The organism is Lutibacter sp. A80 (assembly GCF_022429645.1).
Classification (GTDB): domain Bacteria; phylum Bacteroidota; class Bacteroidia; order Flavobacteriales; family Flavobacteriaceae; genus Lutibacter.
The window spans coordinates 3,735,077-3,755,697 of sequence record NZ_CP092480.1; the positions used below are offsets into that span (position 1 = coordinate 3,735,077).

Genomic DNA, 20,621 nt, shown 5'->3' on the forward strand with positions numbered 1-20,621 from the left:
AAACCATTCCTTTGGCATTTTTAAAGTTTATTTTTTGAGAGATCATATGTTTAACTTATAAACTTAAATTTTAAAATATTTGCGTTATTTTTTTTGGCTTCATTTGAAATATAGAGGTCTCCATTTTTATTAAAACGAATACCTTCTGGTTGTGTAAAATGAGAGTAATTAAGACTGTATATTTTTAGTAAATTTCCTTTTGAAGAAAATTCAGCTAGCATTTTTCCAACAGAAGAAAGAATATAAATGTTTTTTGAAATTGGATGAATGGCAATTCCGCTTGGTGAAAATTTTGATTTTATATTGTAAAGCTTTTTTATTTTTTTTTGCGAAATGGTTAAAACAGGAATTGGATTTAAGGTGTTCTTATTCAATAAGAATTCATAAACAAATCTTTTATTTTTACCTTCTGAATTTTCTTTGCAAGCAATTAATAACCTATTTTTTATGTTGTCATAAAACAAACCTTCTGTATTGTCTTTATGTTTTAAAAAGGTTTTGTGTTTTATTGTGTTTGGTGCGTTTAAATAATTTTGAATTTCAAAAATTGAGCCGTTTGAACGTAAAATATAAGCTGTATTACCTTTAACTGCAATGTCTTCATAATCTCCATCTTTAGCAAATGGAATTGTTTTTTCAATATTTTTACTATCCAGATTATAAAGAAATAAGTTTCCATCTTCATCATTATGGGTGACTATTTTTTGATTTTTAAGAAGTTCAATCCCAGATATTTCGTTCAGTACTTTTGGCATTTTCCAAATAACAGCTGGTTTATTTAATTGATAGATTTCACATTCGTCAAAAGTTGCTTTAGAGTCTTTTTGGCAAGTAATAAATATGTTTAAAATTATAAAAGGGATGCTCAATTTCATTTGTTAGTATTTATTATATAATAATTAGAGTGTTATTTTTTATAAAGCAAGGTTGCTATAATAATAAAACCTATACCTGTAAGTGCAGGTGGAAGAATTTTTGCTGAAAAACTAATTACAATCATAGCAATTGCAATAAGTAATAGGAAGAATATTGCTATTTTAGAAAAAGTTTCTTTAGGTTTCATATTGTAATGATTATTTTTATTGAAATATTAATAAGTGGTTTTATTTTTAATATACTACTAATCTAGTATAATAGACTTCTTTTTAAGTAATTCCTAACATTTAAATTTATATTTTATTTAGAACACGAATTTAAATTAAAAATAAGTAGTGGTTTTTTTTAAAAAATGTAGATAAAATTATGTACTAAGGCCTTATAAATAATGTTGGAATAGGTTTTATTTTAAATTTTTTGGAAAAAAACGAGAAGAATTAAAATAAAAAAAGGCTTTCAATCTCTTGAAAGCCTTATTGTTAGTAGTGACCTCGACAGGATTCAAACCTGTAACCTTCTGAGCCGTAATCAGATGCGCTATTCAGTTGCGCCACGAGGCCGTTTTGCGGGTGCAAATATAACACTTTTTAATTATTTACAAACTATTTTTTGTAACAAAATAACGCCAACCAATAATTGCTAACTGCCATTTCTTTGCTTTAGCCATATCTAGGCCAGTTTTAGTAAAGCTCGGCATTATAATTTTATTAATTTTTGCGATTATTTTAAAAAGTTGTTTTTTCATAATGTAAAAATACGCAAAAAACAAATCCCACGAAAGTGTGGGAAAGTATCTTAACTAGTTTTAATACTATATGTTTTTATTGTATAGAATTTGTGTTTAAAGATTCATTAAATAGTTGATAATTGACAGTATTAATAAAGTTAAAAAAGTAAAAATAGATAGCATAATTATGGGTTTTTAAGGTTAATAAATAGTGTGTAAATTAATTCTTAAAAGAAGATATAAAGAATTAGAGGCTACTTGCAACAAATTTAATTGTTATTAATATAATTACCTTTCATTTGTTAATTAAAATACGTTTTTAATTTATTGTTTTAATTTTATTACTACGTTATAGTTTACTTTTGTAATTAAAAATAATTTATTTTGTGTATTATGTAAGTAAATAAAGCTTGTTTTTTATGTTGTTAATAAACGTAATGCGGTTTTTATGAATAAAAATGGTTTAAAATTTAATTTCTATCTTTTTTATAAAAAAACCTCTTACCTTAATTTAGATAAGAGGTTGTTAAAACTTTAGTTGATTGTTATTCTTTTAAAGTTATTTCTATAACTCCATTTTTACCTTTCTCACCATATTTTTTAATGGTATTTTGGTTTTTAATAACATTCATAGATTTAATTGTATCTGGATCTAGATTTTTCATTTCTTCTGTAGATATTTCTTTGCCGTTAACTAATACCAATGGTTTATTATCATCAGTAATTCTGTTTAAATTTGTTGAAATTTCTTTTTCATCAACATTAATTGTAACACTGTAATTTTCTTTCGTTGTTATTTCTATCACTCCCTTTTTAGCTTTTTCACCATATTTTTTAATTGCAGAATCATCTTTTAGAACAGAAATTGATTTAATATTTTCTGGTGATATTTTTTCAATATTTTCATAAGAAGTTTCTTTGCCATTAACAAATACTAGTGGTTTTTCTTTCTCATTAATTATTGAGCTTTCGTTATTGGTAGTGTAGGTTTTAATTTTATGTCCTTTTGCATCATCACTTTCAATAACATAAGTATTTTCACTAGCATTAATTTTATCCAGATCAATTTTAGTTTCTTCACCTTCATCAGAAATAAAGATTGCATTAGTAACTTTTACTGTATTTTTTTTATCTGAATCTTCTGTTTCAGTTACTTCAACCTCTATATTGTTATCATCAATTTTATTTATTATAAATTTATTATTCTCAACTATTAAAGTGTCATTATTTATTTTTGAAGTGTTTAAGTTATTTGTTATTTTAATTTTCTCATGAATCTTTTTGTGTTTCTCATGAATTTTTATGTTTTTTGAGTAATCACTTTCTGGATCTTCATTACTGGCATCTCCAATATTTATTTTATCAATTTCAGAATTATAAGTTATGAGTATAGGAGATATTGGTTCGTCACTTTTTCTTATAAAAACTGTTGAGTTAGAATTATATTTTGAAGTTATTTTAATACCTGTAATTTCATTATTACTATTTCTTTTTATGTTTTTAAACGAAATATCTGCATCAAATTGTTTTTTAAAAAATGCGGCTTCTTCTTTTAAAGTTTCATTGTCAGTATCTTTATCTAATTTTAATTTTACTTCCAGTTTATCTATATTTTCAATTTCTGTAAGCTTTTTCTCTTGCGCTATTGTTTTAGTATTAAATGTAGCTATAAATGCTATTATTACTGGAATTAACAATGAATATTTCCATTGATTTAATTTTTTTGAAGGTGTTTTATGTAACATCATAATGCGTTTTTTTATTAATGAATTGTAAAAGTTATTGGTTAAGGCTGTGTAATAATTATTACCACTTGTTTTAAGGAGTGTAAGTTGGTATAATTCTGTATTTTTAGATGTTTCTATAGCTTGTTTGTCTGCTAAAAATTCTAAGTTTTGTAATACAATTTTCTTATAAAGCCATACAAAAGGATTAAACCATAAAAGTATTACAACTAAATGTGTTAAAATGGTGTCTAAAGTATGTAGTTGATTTACATGAGCCTTTTCATGGGTAATAATTTGTTCTAATTCTTGTTGATTATAATTATTAGGGTTGTAAACTATATAGTTGAAAAATGAAAAAGGAGTGATGTTTCGATTTGTTTTTATAAAGTAAAAATTATTTTGTTTAGAAATTTCATTCTTGTAGATTAAATAAAATAATGAAACTATTTGAATTAAAAATTTACCAGTAAAAAACACTACTCCAACCGTATAAATAAGTGGTAGTATTGATATCCAATTAAATGTTTCACCTTCAGAAGTAGTTGTAATGTTTACGTTAGTTACCAAGTTTGTTGTATTAAAATTAGTAACAGCTTGTTCTATATAAACAGGGATTTCTATAAAAGGAATAGCTAAAGAGCATAAGATACCTATTAAAAAATAATGGCGAATTGATTTATAAAAGGTTTCTTTTTTTAAAAAAACATTATAAAATATAAATAGAATGGTTATTAAACCGCTTGCTTTTAGTAAATATTCCATTATTTTTTGTTTTCAATTAGTTTAATAATCTCACGTAATTCATCAACGCTAATTTTCTCTTCTTTAGCAAAAAATGAAACCACATTTTTATAAGAATCTTCAAAATAATTTTGAATAGCATTTGAAAAGTAGCCTTTTCTGTAGTCTTCTTTTGAAATTATAGGATAGTAGCGGTGCGTATTTCCAAAAGCTTCATGTTTTATAAACCCTTTATCCTCCATTTTTCTAATAACTGTAGAAACGGTGTTGTAATGTGGTTTAGGTTTTGGTAATTCGGCAACAACTTCTTTAACAAAAGCTTTTTTTAACTTCCACAAAACCTGCATTATTTCTTCTTCTTTATTGGTGAGTTTTTCCATATTTTTTGAAATTATAAGTCAAATATAAACTATTTATTTAGTTACGCAACTATAAAAATAGTTATTTAACTAAATTTTAAGTTGTTCAAATTTTAAAACTTCATTCTTTACGATTTTATTTCTGTTATATTTGCACAAAATATTTTTTATGAATTTATTGTTTATTGTTGTTGGATTGGGGATATTAATATTGGGAGGAAATTGGTTGTTAAAAGCTGCAGTTGGGTTTTCTTTACGTTTAGAAATACCAAAGATTGTAATTGGTATGACGGTAGTTTCCTTTGCAACTTCTGCTCCAGAGTTAATTGTGAGTGTAAAATCGGCTTTAGATGGTTATGCTGATTTAGCGCTTGGAAATGTTATAGGTTCAAATATTGCAAATTTAGGATTGGTTTTAGCAATCACTATTTTAATTTCAACAATTAGTGTTGAAAAAAGTTTTTATAAAACAGATTGGCCAGTTATGATGGTGGCTTCGTTGATGTTATATGGTTTTATTGCTTTTGATGGGGTTTTGGTTAGGTATGAAGGAATTATCTTATTTTCAATGCTTGTAGTTTTTTTATTTTATTTATTAAAATTTCAAAAACCAGCTGTTGTTGAAGATTTACCTGATGATAATGAAGAATTGCCACTTTATAAAAACATATTGTTTTTAATTATTGGAGGAATTGCTCTTTGGGGAGGTTCAGAATTATTAATTGATGGTGCCGTAGGTTTAGCGACTAAATTTAATGTAAGTGAGCGTGTTATTGGTGTAACAATAGTTTCTATTGGAACAAGTATACCTGAGTTAGCCGCGTCTGTAATTGCAATACTTAAAAAGGAAAAAGCAATTTCTTTAGGAAATTTAATTGGTTCTAATGTGTTTAATATTTTAGCTGTTTTAGGAATAACATCTATAATAACTCCAGTTTCTGTAAAAGATCAAGGTTTGTTAACTAGCGATATTTATTGGATGCTTGGTGTGTCACTTTTAGTACTTCCATTGGTTTTTGCGCCTGTAAAAATGAAATTAAGTTGGAAAGAAGGTTTAATTTTAATTGCCTTGTATGGTGGCTTTATTTATAAAATGGTTGCTTAATTACTTAGTTGAGTTAAGTTGTTGAACCTAACAGGTTTTAAAAACCTGTTAGGTTTGAAAAATATTATTTTAATAATTTCAATAGTTCTATTTTAGAAGATGTTTATTTAAATAGAATATTTTAAATCAACTGTCCAAGTATACTTTTGATCAGCTTCTAAGGTAAGTAAGCCATCTTTATTGTTAAAGCTATTTGGAGCGCAAGTCATTGGTTCAATAGCAATACAATCTCTAGTATCTGGAGTATATACTTGTAAAAAACTAGTTGGTTTTTTAGATGAAAAGTCGATATTAATATTATATGTACTTGTTTTTAAAGAAGTGTTTGATTTTTCGGTTATAAAACAATCATCTAAAAAAGTATCGTTAATAAGTAATGGAGTTTTAAACTTTAAAGGGGTTTCACCTGTAGGAATCATATTTTTATCTACTAAATATTGAGTTTTTGCTTCAAAATCTAGCGTGCTATTATTTAAATCAGTGACTTTAAAATACGGATGCCAACCAAAACCAAATGGAAAGGCTGTTTTTCCTTCGTTTAATACTTCAAAATTAAGGCTTATTTTATTTTTAGTAAATGTATATGTAAGTTCTAGGTTGTAAGGAAATGGAAAACCAGCAATTTGTCCATTGTACTTATAGTTTAAGACTATTTTGGCACTTTCTTCAGTAGCAGTTTGTTCTTTTATAGTAAAGTATTGGTTAAATACTAAACCGTGTAGCCTGTTGTTTAAAGCGGTTTCATTAATTTCTAGGCTATAATTTTTATTTTCAAATTGATAAGTTCCATTGGTAATTCTATTTGGAAACGGAAATAATATTGCTGAATTATATTTGCTTTTATAGGTTTCTAATCCGTTAGAATCAGGTGAAATTCCATCTATTAATTCAATATTATTACAATTTAATTTTTGTAGTGAAGCTCCTAAATTAGGGAAAATACTGCTTTCAAAATTTAGAGCTTTGTTAGAGACTATAACTTCATTTAGAAGTGGGTTTTCGTTTTTTGTGACTGTAATTTTATACATTATTTTTGTTATTATTGTTTTTCGGAATTCGTTTTGCGTCTTTTAGGCATTTATTTAACATCCATTCCAACTGTCCATTAGTTGAACGAAATTCATCTGCAGCCCATTTCTCAATTGCTTTGAGCATGTCTTCATTTATTCTTAGTGCAAATGCTTTTTTCTTTGGCATAATTTATTTTAAATCTTTTACAAAGGTGCTTATTTTATCTGAAAAATTTTGCATAATTGGTAGTTTAGAATCGTTATAAGATTGCATATTTTCATTTAAATCTCCTTTTATTTCTTTAAAAATATGGTTCATATTTTCAATAATAAATAGTTTAGAGTTTGGAGCAGCTTTGTGTAATAGTTCCGCATCTATAACTTTTGCTTGTATATCTTTAGAACCATTAATTATTAATATTGGAATAGCTAATTTTGCTATTTCTTCTTGTGGGTTGTATTCTATCCACGAAATTAAAAAAGGTTGTATTTGTTTGTTGAAAAGAGAAATTAACATGGGGTTAAATTCATCAACAGTATTTCCTTTTTTTAGTTCGGTTACAATTTTTTGGGTTTCTTCTTTTAAAAAAGGTGCTTGTAATTCTATTTGCTCTACTAATATTTTATCAAGACTTCTTCCAGCACCTTCTAAAGAAATAAATCCGTCGGCTTTATTTTGTGAAGCGATCATTCCAACCAAACTTCCTTGGCTATGGCCAGCAACTATTATTTTTGAATACTTTTCGGTTTTTTTAAAATAATTTATTACACTTTTAGCCTCATATATAAAAGTATTAAATGTTAGTGTGTCTATTTTTTCTATTGCTTCTTTTGAGTAAGAAAGAGCACTTTTATCATATCTATACGTTGCAATATTTTTAGCGCTTAATGTTTCTGCTAAAAATTTTAATGAATTGTTTTTCATCATTGCATTATTACCATCTCTATCGGTAGGTCCAGATCCTGGAATTATTATAACTAAAGGATTTTTCTCTGATGAATTAGGCGTTAGTAAAGTTCCATTTATTGTTACTGAATTTGTAGGAATACTAAGCTCTATTTCAGTGTATTCTTTCTCCTGTGCAACTGTTAAAATAGAAATAAAAAATATTAAAAATGTGATTATTTTATAGTTCATTAGTTTCTATTTTATGTTTATATGTAGTTAAAACGCGTTCTAATTCTTCTTTCTTTTGAGTTCCAATAAGTATTTTTTTTCCGTTTTTAAGTATTAACTGTAAACCTATTGAGCCTTTTGTGGTATAAGCATTTCCTATTTTCTTTTTAAAGCTACTTTTTATTCCCCAACCTCCATATTCTGAAATAGGGCTGTATTCTCTAATGTAGCATTTAGCAATAGAAGACCAAGAAATATATTTATAAGAACCATGAAATGGGTAAAATTTATATTTAACACCATATTCATCAATCTTTGTTTCAAGTTTAAGTAATGTAAATAGTATTATTACTAATAATATAATTATAAGTCCCATAATGGCGGCAATTTGTTCTCCTAGGCTTTCATTTGCAAATTTTTTCCATTCGTGTATTATAGAGAGAACAACAACAATTAAACATATTGAGATTCCAATATATACTAAGGATTGATTAAATTTTTGTTTTTCAGTAAAGACTTTCATTGTTTAAGTTAATTTTGACTTTTAAGCTTTTTAATATACAGAAATAAATTTAAAATTATTGTTTAAAATCTATTTTTATAGAGCTTGTTTTAATGGTTTAAAGTTCCAGTATTTACAATAGGAGTAGTGTCTTTATCTGAACAAAGTACCACCATTAAATTACTGACCATAGCTGCTTTTCTTTCTTCATCAAATTCTACTACTTTATTTTTATTTAATTTATCTAAAGCCATTTCAACCATACTAACAGCACCTTCAACAATTTTATGACGTGCTGCAATAATTGCTGTTGCTTGTTGGCGTTTTAACATTGCGCTTGCTATTTCTTGCGCATAAGCTAAATAGCCAATTCTAGCTTCTAAAACTTCAATACCTGCCATGTTTAAACGTTCTGAAAGCTCTTCTTCTAATGCTTGACTAACTTCATTTACGCTTGCTCTTAAGGTAATTTCTTCAATTTTACCATCATCTTCAAAATTGTCATATGGATATAAACTAGCTAATTTTCTAACAGCAGCATCAGATTGTACACGTACAAAATTTTCGTAATTGTCTACTTCAAAGGCAGCTTTATAAGTATCATTTACTTTCCAAACAGCAATTGTGCTAATCATAATAGGGTTTCCTAGCTTGTCGTTCACTTTAACACGTTCGCTATCAAAATTACTAGCTCTTAATGAAATACCTCTTTTTTTGTATAATGGATTGGCCCAGTAAAAGCCATTCTCTTTAATGGTTCCAATGTATTTTCCAAATAGTAATAATACTTTTGAGGTGTTTGGGTTTACAAGGATAAATCCAGGAATAATAGCGATAATTAAAATAATTGAAGGAATAATTAAGTATGGGTTTTCTTGGGTAATTCCTAAAATAAAAGCAGTAATTAAGATGCATAATAAAGCTAACATTAAATAGCCGTTAGGTGCTTTTATGGTTTTTTCGTTTGTCATGGTTATAGATTTAAAATGATATTAAAATGATACTATAAAGATATGTTATTTTTTTTAATTTATACAAGTTTATAACAAACATTATTTATATATTTGATAAAAATATTAATAATGAAGTTTAAAAGTTTTAGCTGTATTCTAATTGTATTTTTATTTAGCTTTTCATCTATAAATGCTATAAACCCAAATTGGGGTGGAACTGGGCATAGAACAATTGGTAAAATTGCTGAAGGTTATTTAAAAGCTAAAACCAAACGGAAAATTGCTGAATTGTTAAATGGTAAAAGTTTAGCATTTGTTTCAACTTTTGGTGATGAGATTAAATCCGATAGTAGTTATGATAAATTCAATTCTTGGCATTATATAAATATACCTTTTGGAGCTAAGTATATGGGTGCTTTTAAAAATCCTGAAGGAGATTTAATGGTAGGGATAACTAAGTGTAAGGAGGTGCTTTTAGATGATACATCAAGTAAAGAAGATAAAGTATTTTATTTAAAAATGCTGGTACATTTAATTGGAGATTTACATCAGCCATTGCATGTTGCAAATGTTAAAGATAGAGGAGGTAATGATTTGCAAGTGAAATGGTTTAATAAAGAAACAAATCTACATAGAGTTTGGGACTCTGATATGATTGATAGTTATAATATGTCTTATACTGAATTAGTAGCTAACGCTGATAAAATTTCGAAAAAACAGGTTAAATATTTACAAAAAGGAACTGTTTTAGATTGGGTAGATGAAACTCATCAACTTGCTGGTGAAGTTTATAAATCTGCTAAAATGGGAGATAAATTAGGTTACAGATATATGTATGATTATTTTAGTTTGGCTAGAAATCAACTTCAAGTAGCAGGTATTAGGCTAGCTAAAGTATTAAATGATTTGTTTTCGTAATTTTTAAAAATGTAATGTCTAGGCTGTCGGTTAGCAATTAGCTATTATAGTTATTCCAACGTCTTTCTTCTCTTGTAATAATTGAAGTAAATTTTTGTGGTAAATTTATTTTAATTGTTGTTTGTAAGCTGGTTTTTGGGTGTTCAAAAATAATTTTAGATGCACATAAAAATAAGCCTTTCCCTTTATGGATTGTTTCTGGATTACCATATAATTTATCTCCTAAAATTGGGCGGTTAATACTTGCCATATGTATTCTAATTTGATGTGTTCTTCCAGTTTTAGGAAATGCTTTTATAAGGCTTAGTATATCATATTTTAGCGAGTGAAAAGATTTTACAACTTCAAAATTAGTTATGGAGGGTTTATTATCAATAGGGAGGTCTATAGTTTCAGTCTTAATTATTTTACCAATTACAATAGCACTGTATTGTTTTTTTATTGTTTGATTTTTAAATTGTTTACCAAGTTCTATTTGTGCAGTTTTAGTTTTTGCTACTAATAAAATACCAGAGGTTTGGTTATCTAATCTATGTACAGGAGTAGGAATGGTTAATGCATCTAATTGCTGGCTTTTTTTTAAATTATAAGATAAAGCATTTGCAATAGTTTTAAATTTATTTCCACTTACAGTAATTCCAGCCGGTTTGTTAATAACTGCAATATGGTCATCTTCAAATATAACCTCTAAATTAAATTTATAAACTTTAGGTTGTTTATTAGGGTCGTCAATAAGTTCAATTATTTGATCAGGTTTAACCCAGGTTGCAGTTTTGGCAATTACTCCATCAATAAGAACTCTACCTTGTTTTATAGCTTTTTTAACACCGCTATTTGAGGGTATGTATGTATAAAATATTTTTGGAGCATATTCTTGCAACCTTATTTTTTCTATACTTTTTGGGACAATATGCGTATCTACTATTTTAATAATTGTGTTTTTGTTATTTAAAGTAATTTTTGTTGGTGAAGTATTTCTATAATTTCTTTATAATCAAAAGAAAGTTTTAGGTTTGCGGCTTCAGAAAATGAAAACCAATTATAATCAGCAACTTCTTCTTCCTGAATTTTTATTTCACCTGTCCAGTTTCCTAAAAAACGATAGTATTTTTTGCCCTGCCAAACACCTGTCTTAATAATTTTTGTAGGTGTAAAATCCAAATTACATTCTTCTTTAACTTCTCTAATTACATTTTGAACAGCTGTTTCACCTTTTTCAGTTCTTCCACCTGGACAGCCCCAAAAACCAGGATATCTTTCTGTGTAATTCGAACGTTTAAGTAATAGTATTTTTTTGTTGTCTAAAATAATTCCTGAAGCAGCTAAAATCATAAATATATTAATGATAAATTACTCCTAATGTAGCATTTTGGCCAGTTGCAAGCGCCCATTCTTTAGAAGATATAAGGTTTCCGTTGGCATCATATAAATTTAATTCAGCAGTATTTGGACCAGATAAACCTTGGTTTATTGCTTGAAAATCAACTCTGTTATAGCCTTCTTCTAAATCTATATAATATACATAATAGTTACCTTTTAAGCCAATATTATCGCTAACTAGCTGTTCATTTACAAAAATTCTAATTCTATCTCCATCTACATAACTATAGTCTCTACATTCAACTTTTACCCTTTTTGTGGTGCTTTTTACTGTACCTAAACTGAAGGTGCTGTTAAGTTTTGTATGGGTTACATCTTTATTTTTAAAATATTTTTTTCCAATAATATCTTTATTTTCAGGTAAATTTTCCATTAAAAAATTTGAATTATTATTGGGTTTAGCAGAGTTTAATTGCTTGTTAATTGCTGCAGTATTTACCTGTTTGTTTATATTAAGATCTAATTGATTATTAGTACTTACTTTAGAACCGAAGGATTTTGCTTTTAATTGATTGGTGCTTCTGGTGGTATTTATTTCATTATCAAATTTTTTAATTTTTGTAGTGTCGGCTTGTGCAAAAGCAGTATTAATTACTGTATTTATTAACAAAAAGCTGAAAAATATTTTTAATGAAACCTTCATAGTTAGATTTTAAATTACATAATAGCAAAAAAAATGCCAATTACTCTAAATTTAGCTGTTTAGTATACAAAAATAATAAAAATAGCCTCAACCGTAGTTGAGGCTATTTATTAAATCTATGTTAAAGTGTTTATTATTAATGGTTTTTACTTCACCATTTGAAAACTACGTTTTATAAATTGGGTAAGCTCTTCACCTTTTAAAAGGTTTTGAGAAAGTCTTGCCAAGTCAAACGCTTGTTGAATAAGTCGTTCTTGTTTCTTTTTAGTTTTTGTATTTAAAATTTCACTTACCAACTCATTATTAGTATTTACAACTAAATTGTACATTTCTGGAAAATTACCCATTCCCATCATACCACCACCACCGGTAGCTTGCATTTCTTTCATTCTACGCATAAACTCAGGTTGCGTAATCATAAATGGGTTGGCGTTAGAATCCATAGCTTCTAACTGTACAGTATAAGTTTCTTTAGGAATTGCACCTTCAATAATAGGTTTTAAGGTTTCTTTTTCTTCATCAGAAAGTTTACTTATTACATTTTCGTCTTTTTTAATTAAGTTGTCGATGTGGTCACCGTCAACTCTTGTAAATTGAATGTTTTCTTTGCTTCCTTCTAATTTTTGAATTAAATGTGAAACAATTGGTGAGTCTAATAAAAGTACTTGGTATCCTTTTTCTTTAGCAGCATCTATATAACTGTGTTGTTCTTTTACATCTGAAGCATAAAGAATTATAGTTTTATCGTCTTTATCTGTTTGTGCAGGTTTTATTTTTTCGATTAATTCATCAAAAGTAAAGTACTCTTTATCTACTGTTGGATACAATGCAAATTTGTCAGATTTTTCGAAGAATTTTTCTTCAGAAAGCATTCCGTATTCAATAATAACTTTAATATCATCCCATTTTTCTTCAAAAGCTTTTCTATCATTTTTAAATAAACTAATTAGTTTATCTGCAACTTTACGTGTAATATAGCTTGAGATTTTTTTAACCGCACCATCTGCTTGTAAATACGAACGAGATACGTTTAAAGGAATATCTGGAGAATCTATTACTCCACGTAGCATTTGTAAAAAGTCAGGAACAATTCCTTCTACATTGTCAGTTACAAATACTTGATTTTGGTATAGTTGTATTTTATCTTTTGTAGGGTCTACACTTTTATTTAATTTAGGGAAGTATAAAATACCTGTTAAATTAAATGGGTAATCTACATTTAAATGAATGTTAAATAAAGGTTCTTCAAATTGCATTGGATACAATTCTCTATAGAAAGCTTTATAATCTTCATCGGTTAAATCACTAGGACTTTTTGTCCAAGCAGGAGTAGGGTTGTTTACAATATTATCTACTGTAATTGTTTCTGGTTTTGCATCTTTATCTGCATCTTCTGGAAGAGGTAAATTTTCTTCACGTGTTCCAAATTTAATTGGAATTGGCATAAACTTATTGTACTTATTTAAAAGTTCGTTTATTTTACTTTCTTCTAAAAAATCTAAAGATTCTTCGTCTATATGAAGTACAATTTCTGTTCCTCTATCTGTTTTATCTGTTTCTTCTAAGGTGTATTTTGGACTTCCGTCACATTCCCAACGTACAGCTTTTGAACCTTCGACAAAAGATTTAGTAAATATTTCAACTCTTTCAGCTACCATAAAAGAAGAGTAGAAACCTAAACCAAAATGACCAATAATACCAGAATCTTCAACTTTGTCTTTGTATTTTTCAACAAATTCTTCTGCTCCAGAAAAAGCGACTTGGTTAATGTATTTTTCAACTTCTTCACCTGTCATTCCAATTCCTTGGTCAATAATTCTAATTTCCTTTTTTTCTTTATCAACTTTTATCTCAAGCATTGGATTTCCAATATCTCCTTTAACTTCACCTAAAGTAGATAAGTGTTTTAATTTTAAAGTCGCATCCGTTGCGTTTGAGATTAATTCACGTAAAAATATTTCGTGATCCGAGTACAAGAATTTTTTAATAATAGGAAAAATGTTCTCCGCAGTTACATTAATATTTCCAGTTGCCATATTTTTTTATTTTATTAAATTTAATTTTTATAACATTGTATTGGTCAAAAAAAATACCAAACTAGTTAGGGTGACAAACTGGCACTTTTCTAAGTTTAAATCATAATTTAAAACAAGTGATTTTATTAATTTAAGGTTAATATTGGCTAGGTTTTACATATAGACTTTTTAAGTATATTTTTTAAAGGGAATTAGTAGAAAAGTTTAAAAGATGAAAAAACTTTAATTTGTAATAATTACTTATTTTTATGGCAAAATAACAATTTACGTATGGATGATTTTATTTTAATAAATGGTTACAAGCATTATAGCTATAAACAAGCAGTTTTTTCTGAAGAAGAAATGTTGAAAAAATCTAAAGAATATTTTGAATCGTCTAATAAAAGAAGATCAGTTCGTGATTTTTCGGATAAAAATGTGCCCTTAGAAGTAATTGAAAATATAATTAAAACTGCATCTACAGCACCTTCTGGAGCAAATAAACAACCTTGGACTTTTTGTGTTGTAAAAAGCGCTGAAATTAAAAAAGAAATTAGATTAGCTGCTGAAGCCGAAGAGCGCAAAAGTTATAGTGAAAGAATGAATGATGAATGGTTGAAAGATTTAAAACATTTAGGGACTGATGCAAATAAGCCTTTTTTAGAAACTGCACCTTATTTAATAATTGTGTTTAAGCACTCTTATGAATATGATTTGAATGGTAATAAAGAACAAAATTATTATGTAAACGAGTCTGTTGGTTTGGCTTGTGGCTTATTAATTTCGGCAATACATAATGCGGGTTTGGTAACATTAACTCATACTCCAAGTCCTATGCGTTTTTTAGAAAAAATATTAAAGCGTCCAGATAATGAACGTGCTTTTTTAGTGTTGCCAGTAGGTTATCAGGCGGAAAACGTATTTGTGCCAGATAATAAACGTAAGTCTCTTGAAGAGGTAATGGAACTATATTAAAAAGCTGTATGAAAATTTAATTTTCATACAGCTTTCAATTAATAATTAAAATTTAATATTATTCCATAACTCTATTTTTTACATATTTTTCTAACCATTGGTCTTGTTCCCAAAGCATATGTAATACCGATTCTTTAGCGCTATATCCATGACTTTCTTTTGGAAGCATTACTAAACGAACTGGAGCACCTAATCCTTTTAAAGCATTAAAATAGCGTTCACTTTGTAATGGATATGTTCCAGAATTATTATCTGCTTCTCCGTGGATTAATAATAACGGAGTTTTCATAGTGTCTGCATGCATAAAAGGAGACATTTGGTAATAAATTTCTGGAGCTTCCCAATAATTACGTTCTTCACTTTGAAATCCAAAAGGAGTTAAAGTTCTGTTGTATGCACCACTTCTGGCAATTCCAGCGGCAAATAAATTAGAATGTGCTAATAAATTAGCAGTCATAAAAGCACCGTAAGAGTGTCCTCCAACAGCAACTTTATTTCTATCAATATACCCTAATTTATCAACGGCATCAATTGCAGCTTTTCCATTGGCTACTAACTGTTTAATAAATGTATCGTTAGGCTCTTCATCTCCTTCACCAACTATTGGGAACGAAGCATCATCTAAAACCACATAACCTCTAGTTACCCAATACACCATAGAACCATAATAAGGATATGTAAATTCATTTGAATTTGAAGTACTTTGTCCTGCACTACTCTTATCTTTATATTCTCTTGGATAAGCCCACATTACCATTGGGTATTTTTTACCTTCTTGATAGTTTGTAGGTAAATATAAAACTCCCGATAGTTCTATGCCGTCATCTCTTTTGTATTTAATAACTTCTTTATGCACATTTTGTATGCTTTTAAAAGGATTTTCAAAAGTTGTTAAAGCAATTGGTTTCGACCTTTTTTTAATATTTCTGATGTAATAATTAGGGTATTCGTTTTTAGATTCTATACGAACAATAATTTCACCTTTTCTAATATCTAAAATATCTAAAATACCTTCAACTTTATCGGTTAATTTAGATTGGTATAGCCTTTTAGTTTTTAAGTTTTTTAAACTTAGTTCATCAACAAACGGGAACTTTCCAGCTTCGCTGTAACCATCTCCAATCAAATAGGCATTTCCTTTATTTAATGAAAGTGTATACCTGCCAAATTCATTTCTTTTTGTAACAAAACTTCCAGGATCGCTGTACTGATCTTGATAATTTCTATCTGAAATTAATTTAGGTTCAATGTTATTATTAGATGGATTAAAAATATAGGTTTTTGTATTTCGAGTATTCCACCAATAATCATATGCAATTGCAGTTGTGTTATTACCCCAATCTATACCAGAAAATCTACCAATTGTTTTTAATATTGAATTAGCTTTACCATTAAAAGGTGCATTTAATTCAAAAACTTCATCTCTAAAAGCAACTTCTTTAGCAGGATCACCTTCATCTAAAGCTTCGCACCAATAAAGTGTAGCAGGTTTATCGGCTCTCCAACTAAGGTTTCTTATTCCTGTTCTAACAGCCATAAACCCTTTTGGCAAGTCTTCAATTAAAGGGATTTCTAATATTGTTTTTACCAGCGTTCCATCGGCATTATAAATTGTTGTTTTTGAAGGGAATCTACGGTAAGGTACTAAATATGAAAAAGGTTTTTCTATGGTGTTAATTAAAATATAATTTCCGTCTGGAGAGAAAGAGATACCACTGTACATATCGCTTTTTTTCCAAAGCGTTTTGTTACCATTTAAATCTATTTTATACAGTTCTGCCAATGCAAGCTGTTCAAAATTGTGTTCGTCACTTTTATTTTTTAAAAGGTCTTGATAGGTTCTATTTTGAGCTTTTACACCTTGTTCACTAATTGATATTGTAGGTCCAGTTGGAACAGCAGTTTTAGTATCAATTAATGCTTGTTTTTCTTTTGAAATAGTTTTTATTAGTATTGAATTACTGTCTTTAAACCAAGAAAATGGCATGCCTGTATTTGCATTTAAGTTGGCTTCGGTTATTTTTTTTGCAGTTTTGGCTTCAATATCTAATATCCAAAGTTCCACACCAGTATTTACGGTATTTGTAAAGGCCATCTTTTTTTGATTAGGAGACCACGAAAAGTAAGAGTAGCGTCCGTTATTAGGTAAGCCACTAACATTTTCTTCTTTGGAGTTTTTTCCAACACGTACTTTAATATTGGTATAATAGCGCTGTCTACTATTTATGTTGGTTTTAGGATTAATTCTAAGTCCAGCAAGTCGCATTTCTGTTTCGGAAAGTTCTTCAATATTTTTGAAGTTAGACCGGTATAAAAAGACAAAATTTTCACCTTTTTCATCCATTCTCATTGTTGGTGCTAGTGGTGCCTCTGCAAGTTCTAAGATTTCTTGAGGAGGTTTTTGATAGGTTAGCGCTTCTTGTGCAAACATAAAGGGTCCGCAAAGCATAGCCATAGCTACTGTAAAAAATATTTTTTTCATACTAAAATTGTTTAAACTGATTATTGTTAAATCTAATAAAACAAGACTAATAACCTTATTAATAAAATGTTAAAAGGTAGTATTAAATTATATGGTTAAATTTTTGTCTAAAAATAAGTTTTTTTAAATATGAAATATTTATTGCTTTTTTTTGAAAAATTCTAAGAAATCTGTTTATTTTTAGTATTTATTTAATTATTATTGTAGTAGCTGTAAAATAATTACTGTTTTACAGAGTTTCAAAATACTATAACCAAATATAAAAATATGTATAATTCTAAAATAACAGGACTTGGATATTATGTACCTGATACTATTGTTACAAATGATGATTTATCCAAAATGATGGATACAAATGATGCTTGGATTCAGGAAAGAACAGGTATAAAAGAACGTAGGTGGATAAAAGAAGGGAGTGAAGATACATCGGCTGTAATGGGAGCAAAAGCATCTCGAATTGCGATAGAAAGAGCTGGTTTAACGTCAGAGGATATTGATTTTATTGTTTTTGCTACTTTAAGTCCAGATTATTATTTTCCTGGTTGTGGTGTTCAAATTCAGGAAATGTTAGGAATGCGAACTGTTGGAGCGGTAGATATAAGAAACCAATGTTCTGGGTTTATTTATGCAATGTCTGTTGCAGATCAATTTATTAAAACAGGAATGTATAAAAATGTTTTAGTTGTTGGTTCAGAATTTCACTCAGGTGGTTTAGATAAAACAACAAGAGGAAGAGGTGTTTCTGTAATTTTTGGTGATGGTGCTGGTGCAGCAGTGTTGTCAAGAACTGAAGATAATACAAAAGGTATTTTATCGTCTCATTTACATTCTGAAGGAAAGCATGCAGAAGAATTAACTGTTTTGGCGCCAAGTATTAAGCATTGGGTGCCACAGCTTTTAGAAGAGAATGATGAAAATGATGTGTCTTACTATCCATATATGAATGGTACTTTTGTTTTTAAACATGCAGTTGTTCGTTTTTCTGAAGCTATTTTTGAAGGATTAAAAACAAATAATTTAGAAGCTACAGATATTGATATGTTAATTCCGCATCAGGCAAACCTGCGTATCACACAATTTATTCAAAAGAAATTTAAATTATCTGACGATAAAGTTCATAGCAATATTCAAAAATATGGGAATACAACTGCTGCATCTGTAATTATAGCTTTAACGGAAGCTTGGGAACAGGGAAAAATTAAAGACAATGATCTTGTTGTTTTAGCAGCATTTGGAAGTGGATTTACTTGGGGTAGTGTTATTATACGTTGGTAGTAAAAAATAAAAAAAGCCTCAGAATGCAAGTTTAGAGGCTTTTTATTAGGGGAAAGTTAATTAATTCAAACAATTACTTATACCCTTATATTTTATAATTTCACCGTAGAATTATATTATAAAGACGCTTGATTACTTTAAACTGTTACTATTGAAAAGTTAATATAATGTTAAATAATTTTATTGATGTATAATAAAACACTGGTAATTGGAGCTTCAATAAATCCAAATAGATATTCTAATAAAGCCGTAAAGTTATTGTTAGAAAAGGGAGTTGAAGTATCTGCTATTGGAAATAAACAAGGAGAAATATTAGGTGTTGAAATTTTTAATTCTAAAGAGTTATTAGAAAATATACATACTGTTACATTGTATCTAAACGCAAAAAATCAAGAAAATTATTATGATTATGTTGTGCGGTTGAAACCTGAACGTGTAATTTTTAATCCTGGAGCTGAAAATTTAGAATTTGAAAAAATATTAACAGCAAATAGTATTCAATTTGAAAAAGCTTGTACTTTAGTTTTATTAAGTATTGGTGCCTATTAACTTTTTGAAACAATATTATTTTTAATGATTTTACCTAAAGATCCACTTTGACTTGGGGTAAGTTGAAAAATGGTTGTAGGTAGTAATCTTTGTTCAGTTCTATGTGAAACATATAAAATTGTAATTTCTGTTTTATCAATAAGTAAGTTAATTAGTTGTGTTACTAAAGTTGTGTTTTCATCATCTAAACCTTCTAAAGGTTCATCTAAAATTAAAAGTGGAGGTTGTTTAATTAGTGCGCGTATAATTAAAGCAATTCTTTGTTGTCCAGATGAAAGTTTTAAAAACGGTGTGTTTTTATAAGTTGATAAATTAATTATTTTAAGCCATTGTTCTACTGCATCTAATTGCATTTTTTGCGGCTTTTTATAAAGTCCAACAGAATCAAAATATCCAGATAATATTATGTGTTCTAAAGTTTGATTACAGCTGAAAAGCTCGGTTATTGTTGTAGAAAAATAGCCAATTCGTTTTTTTAAGTCCCAAATACTTTCCCCACTACCTTTTTTTTGCCCAAAAATATGAATATCTTGTCCGTATGCTTTTGGGTTTTCTCCAGTAATTAATGATAATAAAGTACTTTTTCCAGAACCATTTGGTCCAACTAATTGCCAAAATTCACCTTTTTTTACCGTCCAATTTATATTTTTTACAATAGGTCTATTATTGTAACTTACGCAAACATTGCTGAATTTTACAAGAGTATTTCCTGTATAGTTAATTTCTTTTAATGCTGTTGGAATTTCATTTTTGAAATTAGAGTAATAAGAAGTATGTGTATTTTTAAGGCTATGTAAATTAAAAGTATTGTCTTTTATTTGATATTTGTGTTTGATAAAATTAAGAATATCACTAGTTCTATTAACCAATTGTATTATTTGAAATTTTTTGGAAATTTGTTTAATAGTATTGGTTAATTCTAATTGAGAGTTGCTGTCTAAATGATCGAAAATACTATCAAATATTATATAATCAGGTTTTTGATTTAAGCAGTATTTTAAAAATATTTTTCTTCGTTCACCTGAAGAAAATTCACTTAATTTTCTGTTATAGTTTTTTGCTACTTTAATAATATCATATCTATATTCTTCTTCAATGTAATTTTTTATAGCTATGTCAGAAAATAAAATCCCTTTTAAGTTATTGTATTTCTGTAATGTGCCTGAATTGTTTTTAGATAAAATTGTTGAAACAAAAGTTTTTTTGTCAATGTTATTATTAACAAGAACTGCTATAGGTTCGTTATTCATTCTGTAAAATTAAAAGT

General features: G+C 27.9%; 21 protein-coding genes and 1 tRNA gene. 5 read left to right on the plus strand and 17 right to left on the minus strand.

Annotated features, from left to right (window positions below; translation table 11 throughout):
- Positions 1-50: 50 nt before the first annotated feature.
- From MHL31_RS15305 to MHL31_RS15330, 6 genes are all read right to left on the minus strand, one after another.
- Positions 51-875, minus strand: a complete 825-nt coding sequence (locus MHL31_RS15305) for an SdiA-regulated domain-containing protein (protein WP_240226849.1) — start codon at positions 873-875, stop codon at positions 51-53.
- A gap of 32 nt (positions 876-907) precedes the next feature.
- Positions 908-1,063, minus strand: coding sequence for a hypothetical protein (locus MHL31_RS15310; protein WP_240226850.1), 156 nt, complete (start codon positions 1,061-1,063; stop codon positions 908-910).
- A 299-nt stretch (positions 1,064-1,362) separates the two neighbouring features.
- Positions 1,363-1,436 (minus strand) — tRNA-Arg (locus MHL31_RS15315).
- 35 nt (positions 1,437-1,471) lie between these two features.
- Complete coding sequence (locus MHL31_RS15320; protein WP_240226851.1) at positions 1,472-1,621, minus strand: SsrA-binding protein; 150 nt, start codon at positions 1,619-1,621, stop codon at positions 1,472-1,474.
- Between the two features lie 527 nt (positions 1,622-2,148).
- Positions 2,149-4,092: a M56 family metallopeptidase gene (locus MHL31_RS15325; protein ID WP_240226852.1), complete on the minus strand. Its 1,944-nt coding sequence runs from the start codon at positions 4,090-4,092 to the stop codon at positions 2,149-2,151.
- Positions 4,092-4,451 (minus strand): BlaI/MecI/CopY family transcriptional regulator, encoded by a 360-nt coding sequence (locus tag MHL31_RS15330; RefSeq protein WP_240226853.1) that lies wholly within the window; start codon positions 4,449-4,451, stop codon positions 4,092-4,094. Before MHL31_RS15330 ends, MHL31_RS15325 begins: the two co-directional genes overlap by 1 nt.
- Before the next feature lie 148 nt (positions 4,452-4,599).
- On the opposite strand from MHL31_RS15330, the gene MHL31_RS15335 reads away from it, so the two are divergent.
- Positions 4,600-5,535 carry a calcium/sodium antiporter gene (locus MHL31_RS15335; RefSeq protein ID WP_240226854.1) on the plus strand — a complete coding sequence of 312 codons (936 nt, stop codon included), beginning with the start codon at positions 4,600-4,602 and terminating at the stop codon, positions 5,533-5,535.
- Between the two features lie 107 nt (positions 5,536-5,642).
- Here MHL31_RS15335 and MHL31_RS15340 read toward each other — a convergent pair whose 3' ends face one another.
- The 5 genes from MHL31_RS15340 to MHL31_RS15360 all read right to left on the minus strand — a co-directional run bounded on the left by MHL31_RS15340 (position 5,643) and on the right by MHL31_RS15360 (position 9,135).
- Positions 5,643-6,563 carry an aldose 1-epimerase gene (locus tag MHL31_RS15340; RefSeq protein ID WP_240226855.1) on the minus strand — a complete coding sequence of 307 codons (921 nt, stop codon included), beginning with the start codon at positions 6,561-6,563 and terminating at the stop codon, positions 5,643-5,645.
- The gene (locus MHL31_RS15345; RefSeq protein WP_240226856.1) at positions 6,556-6,732 is read right to left on the minus strand and encodes an Arc family DNA binding domain-containing protein; all 177 of its coding nucleotides are present in this window, start codon (positions 6,730-6,732) and stop codon (positions 6,556-6,558) included. The genes MHL31_RS15340 and MHL31_RS15345 overlap by 8 nt, the downstream gene beginning before the upstream one ends.
- A 3-nt stretch (positions 6,733-6,735) precedes the next feature.
- On the minus strand, positions 6,736-7,683 hold the full coding sequence (locus MHL31_RS15350; protein ID WP_240226857.1) for a S9 family peptidase: 948 nt from the start codon (positions 7,681-7,683) through the stop codon (positions 6,736-6,738).
- Positions 7,673-8,185: a hypothetical protein gene (locus MHL31_RS15355; protein ID WP_240226858.1), complete on the minus strand. Its 513-nt coding sequence runs from the start codon at positions 8,183-8,185 to the stop codon at positions 7,673-7,675. Before MHL31_RS15355 ends, MHL31_RS15350 begins: the two co-directional genes overlap by 11 nt.
- Before the next feature lie 89 nt (positions 8,186-8,274).
- Positions 8,275-9,135, minus strand: coding sequence for an SPFH domain-containing protein (locus MHL31_RS15360; protein WP_240226860.1), 861 nt, complete (start codon positions 9,133-9,135; stop codon positions 8,275-8,277).
- A gap of 111 nt (positions 9,136-9,246) precedes the next feature.
- On the opposite strand from MHL31_RS15360, the gene MHL31_RS15365 reads away from it, so the two are divergent.
- Positions 9,247-10,035, plus strand: a complete 789-nt coding sequence (locus MHL31_RS15365) for a S1/P1 nuclease (RefSeq protein ID WP_240226861.1) — start codon at positions 9,247-9,249, stop codon at positions 10,033-10,035.
- 37 nt (positions 10,036-10,072) lie between these two features.
- On the opposite strand, the gene MHL31_RS15370 is transcribed toward MHL31_RS15365, so the two are convergent.
- The 4 genes from MHL31_RS15370 to htpG form a co-directional block, all read right to left on the minus strand.
- Positions 10,073-10,915, minus strand: coding sequence for an RluA family pseudouridine synthase (locus MHL31_RS15370; RefSeq protein WP_240226862.1), 843 nt, complete (start codon positions 10,913-10,915; stop codon positions 10,073-10,075).
- A 68-nt stretch (positions 10,916-10,983) separates the two neighbouring features.
- Positions 10,984-11,367 carry an NUDIX hydrolase gene (locus MHL31_RS15375; RefSeq protein WP_240226863.1) on the minus strand — a complete coding sequence of 128 codons (384 nt, stop codon included), beginning with the start codon at positions 11,365-11,367 and terminating at the stop codon, positions 10,984-10,986.
- 7 nt (positions 11,368-11,374) lie between these two features.
- On the minus strand, positions 11,375-12,058 hold the full coding sequence (locus MHL31_RS15380) for a hypothetical protein (RefSeq protein WP_240226864.1): 684 nt from the start codon (positions 12,056-12,058) through the stop codon (positions 11,375-11,377).
- Positions 12,059-12,204: 146 nt separating this feature from the next.
- The gene (htpG, locus tag MHL31_RS15385; RefSeq protein ID WP_240226865.1) at positions 12,205-14,094 is read right to left on the minus strand and encodes a molecular chaperone HtpG; all 1,890 of its coding nucleotides are present in this window, start codon (positions 14,092-14,094) and stop codon (positions 12,205-12,207) included.
- Positions 14,095-14,364: 270 nt separating this feature from the next.
- Here htpG and MHL31_RS15390 point away from each other — a divergent pair, with 270 nt between their 5' ends.
- The gene (locus MHL31_RS15390; protein WP_240226866.1) at positions 14,365-15,048 is read left to right on the plus strand and encodes a nitroreductase family protein; all 684 of its coding nucleotides are present in this window, start codon (positions 14,365-14,367) and stop codon (positions 15,046-15,048) included.
- A 58-nt stretch (positions 15,049-15,106) separates the two neighbouring features.
- Here the strand turns inward: MHL31_RS15390 and MHL31_RS15395 are convergent, their stop codons facing one another.
- Positions 15,107-17,530, minus strand: coding sequence for a S9 family peptidase (locus MHL31_RS15395; protein ID WP_240226867.1), 2,424 nt, complete (start codon positions 17,528-17,530; stop codon positions 15,107-15,109).
- A gap of 267 nt (positions 17,531-17,797) precedes the next feature.
- Here MHL31_RS15395 and MHL31_RS15400 point away from each other — a divergent pair, with 267 nt between their 5' ends.
- Both MHL31_RS15400 and MHL31_RS15405 read left to right on the plus strand, forming a co-directional pair.
- Complete coding sequence (locus MHL31_RS15400; RefSeq protein WP_240226868.1) at positions 17,798-18,805, plus strand: 3-oxoacyl-ACP synthase III family protein; 1,008 nt, start codon at positions 17,798-17,800, stop codon at positions 18,803-18,805.
- Between the two features lie 186 nt (positions 18,806-18,991).
- On the plus strand, positions 18,992-19,354 hold the full coding sequence (locus tag MHL31_RS15405) for a CoA-binding protein (RefSeq protein ID WP_240226870.1): 363 nt from the start codon (positions 18,992-18,994) through the stop codon (positions 19,352-19,354).
- Here the strand turns inward: MHL31_RS15405 and MHL31_RS15410 are convergent.
- Entirely contained in the window at positions 19,351-20,604 is a 1,254-nt protein-coding gene (locus MHL31_RS15410) for an ATP-binding cassette domain-containing protein (protein WP_240226871.1), read from the minus strand. The two genes, MHL31_RS15405 and MHL31_RS15410, sit on opposite strands and share 4 nt — an antisense overlap.
- Positions 20,605-20,621 lie beyond the last annotated feature (17 nt).

What these genes read in the sequence shown, in the direction of transcription:
- MHL31_RS15305 (WP_240226849.1), bottom strand. Translation starts at nt 875, where the DNA reads ATGAAATTGAGCATCCCTTTTATAATTTTAAACATATTTATTACTTGC.
- MHL31_RS15310 (WP_240226850.1), bottom strand. Translation starts at nt 1,063, where the DNA reads ATGAAACCTAAAGAAACTTTTTCTAAAATAGCAATATTCTTCCTATTA.
- MHL31_RS15320 (WP_240226851.1), bottom strand. Translation starts at nt 1,621, where the DNA reads ATGAAAAAACAACTTTTTAAAATAATCGCAAAAATTAATAAAATTATA.
- MHL31_RS15325 (WP_240226852.1), bottom strand. Translation starts at nt 4,092, where the DNA reads ATGGAATATTTACTAAAAGCAAGCGGTTTAATAACCATTCTATTTATA.
- MHL31_RS15330 (WP_240226853.1), bottom strand. Translation starts at nt 4,451, where the DNA reads ATGGAAAAACTCACCAATAAAGAAGAAGAAATAATGCAGGTTTTGTGG.
- MHL31_RS15335 (WP_240226854.1), top strand. Translation starts at nt 4,600, where the DNA reads ATGAATTTATTGTTTATTGTTGTTGGATTGGGGATATTAATATTGGGA.
- MHL31_RS15340 (WP_240226855.1), bottom strand. Translation starts at nt 6,563, where the DNA reads ATGTATAAAATTACAGTCACAAAAAACGAAAACCCACTTCTAAATGAA.
- MHL31_RS15345 (WP_240226856.1), bottom strand. Translation starts at nt 6,732, where the DNA reads ATGCCAAAGAAAAAAGCATTTGCACTAAGAATAAATGAAGACATGCTC.
- MHL31_RS15350 (WP_240226857.1), bottom strand. Translation starts at nt 7,683, where the DNA reads ATGAACTATAAAATAATCACATTTTTAATATTTTTTATTTCTATTTTA.
- MHL31_RS15355 (WP_240226858.1), bottom strand. Translation starts at nt 8,185, where the DNA reads ATGAAAGTCTTTACTGAAAAACAAAAATTTAATCAATCCTTAGTATAT.
- MHL31_RS15360 (WP_240226860.1), bottom strand. Translation starts at nt 9,135, where the DNA reads ATGACAAACGAAAAAACCATAAAAGCACCTAACGGCTATTTAATGTTA.
- MHL31_RS15365 (WP_240226861.1), top strand. Translation starts at nt 9,247, where the DNA reads ATGAAGTTTAAAAGTTTTAGCTGTATTCTAATTGTATTTTTATTTAGC.
- MHL31_RS15375 (WP_240226863.1), bottom strand. Translation starts at nt 11,367, where the DNA reads ATGATTTTAGCTGCTTCAGGAATTATTTTAGACAACAAAAAAATACTA.
- MHL31_RS15380 (WP_240226864.1), bottom strand. Translation starts at nt 12,058, where the DNA reads ATGAAGGTTTCATTAAAAATATTTTTCAGCTTTTTGTTAATAAATACA.
- htpG (WP_240226865.1), bottom strand. Translation starts at nt 14,094, where the DNA reads ATGGCAACTGGAAATATTAATGTAACTGCGGAGAACATTTTTCCTATT.
- MHL31_RS15390 (WP_240226866.1), top strand. Translation starts at nt 14,365, where the DNA reads ATGGATGATTTTATTTTAATAAATGGTTACAAGCATTATAGCTATAAA.
- MHL31_RS15395 (WP_240226867.1), bottom strand. Translation starts at nt 17,530, where the DNA reads ATGAAAAAAATATTTTTTACAGTAGCTATGGCTATGCTTTGCGGACCC.
- MHL31_RS15400 (WP_240226868.1), top strand. Translation starts at nt 17,798, where the DNA reads ATGTATAATTCTAAAATAACAGGACTTGGATATTATGTACCTGATACT.
- MHL31_RS15405 (WP_240226870.1), top strand. Translation starts at nt 18,992, where the DNA reads ATGTATAATAAAACACTGGTAATTGGAGCTTCAATAAATCCAAATAGA.
- MHL31_RS15410 (WP_240226871.1), bottom strand. Translation starts at nt 20,604, where the DNA reads ATGAATAACGAACCTATAGCAGTTCTTGTTAATAATAACATTGACAAA.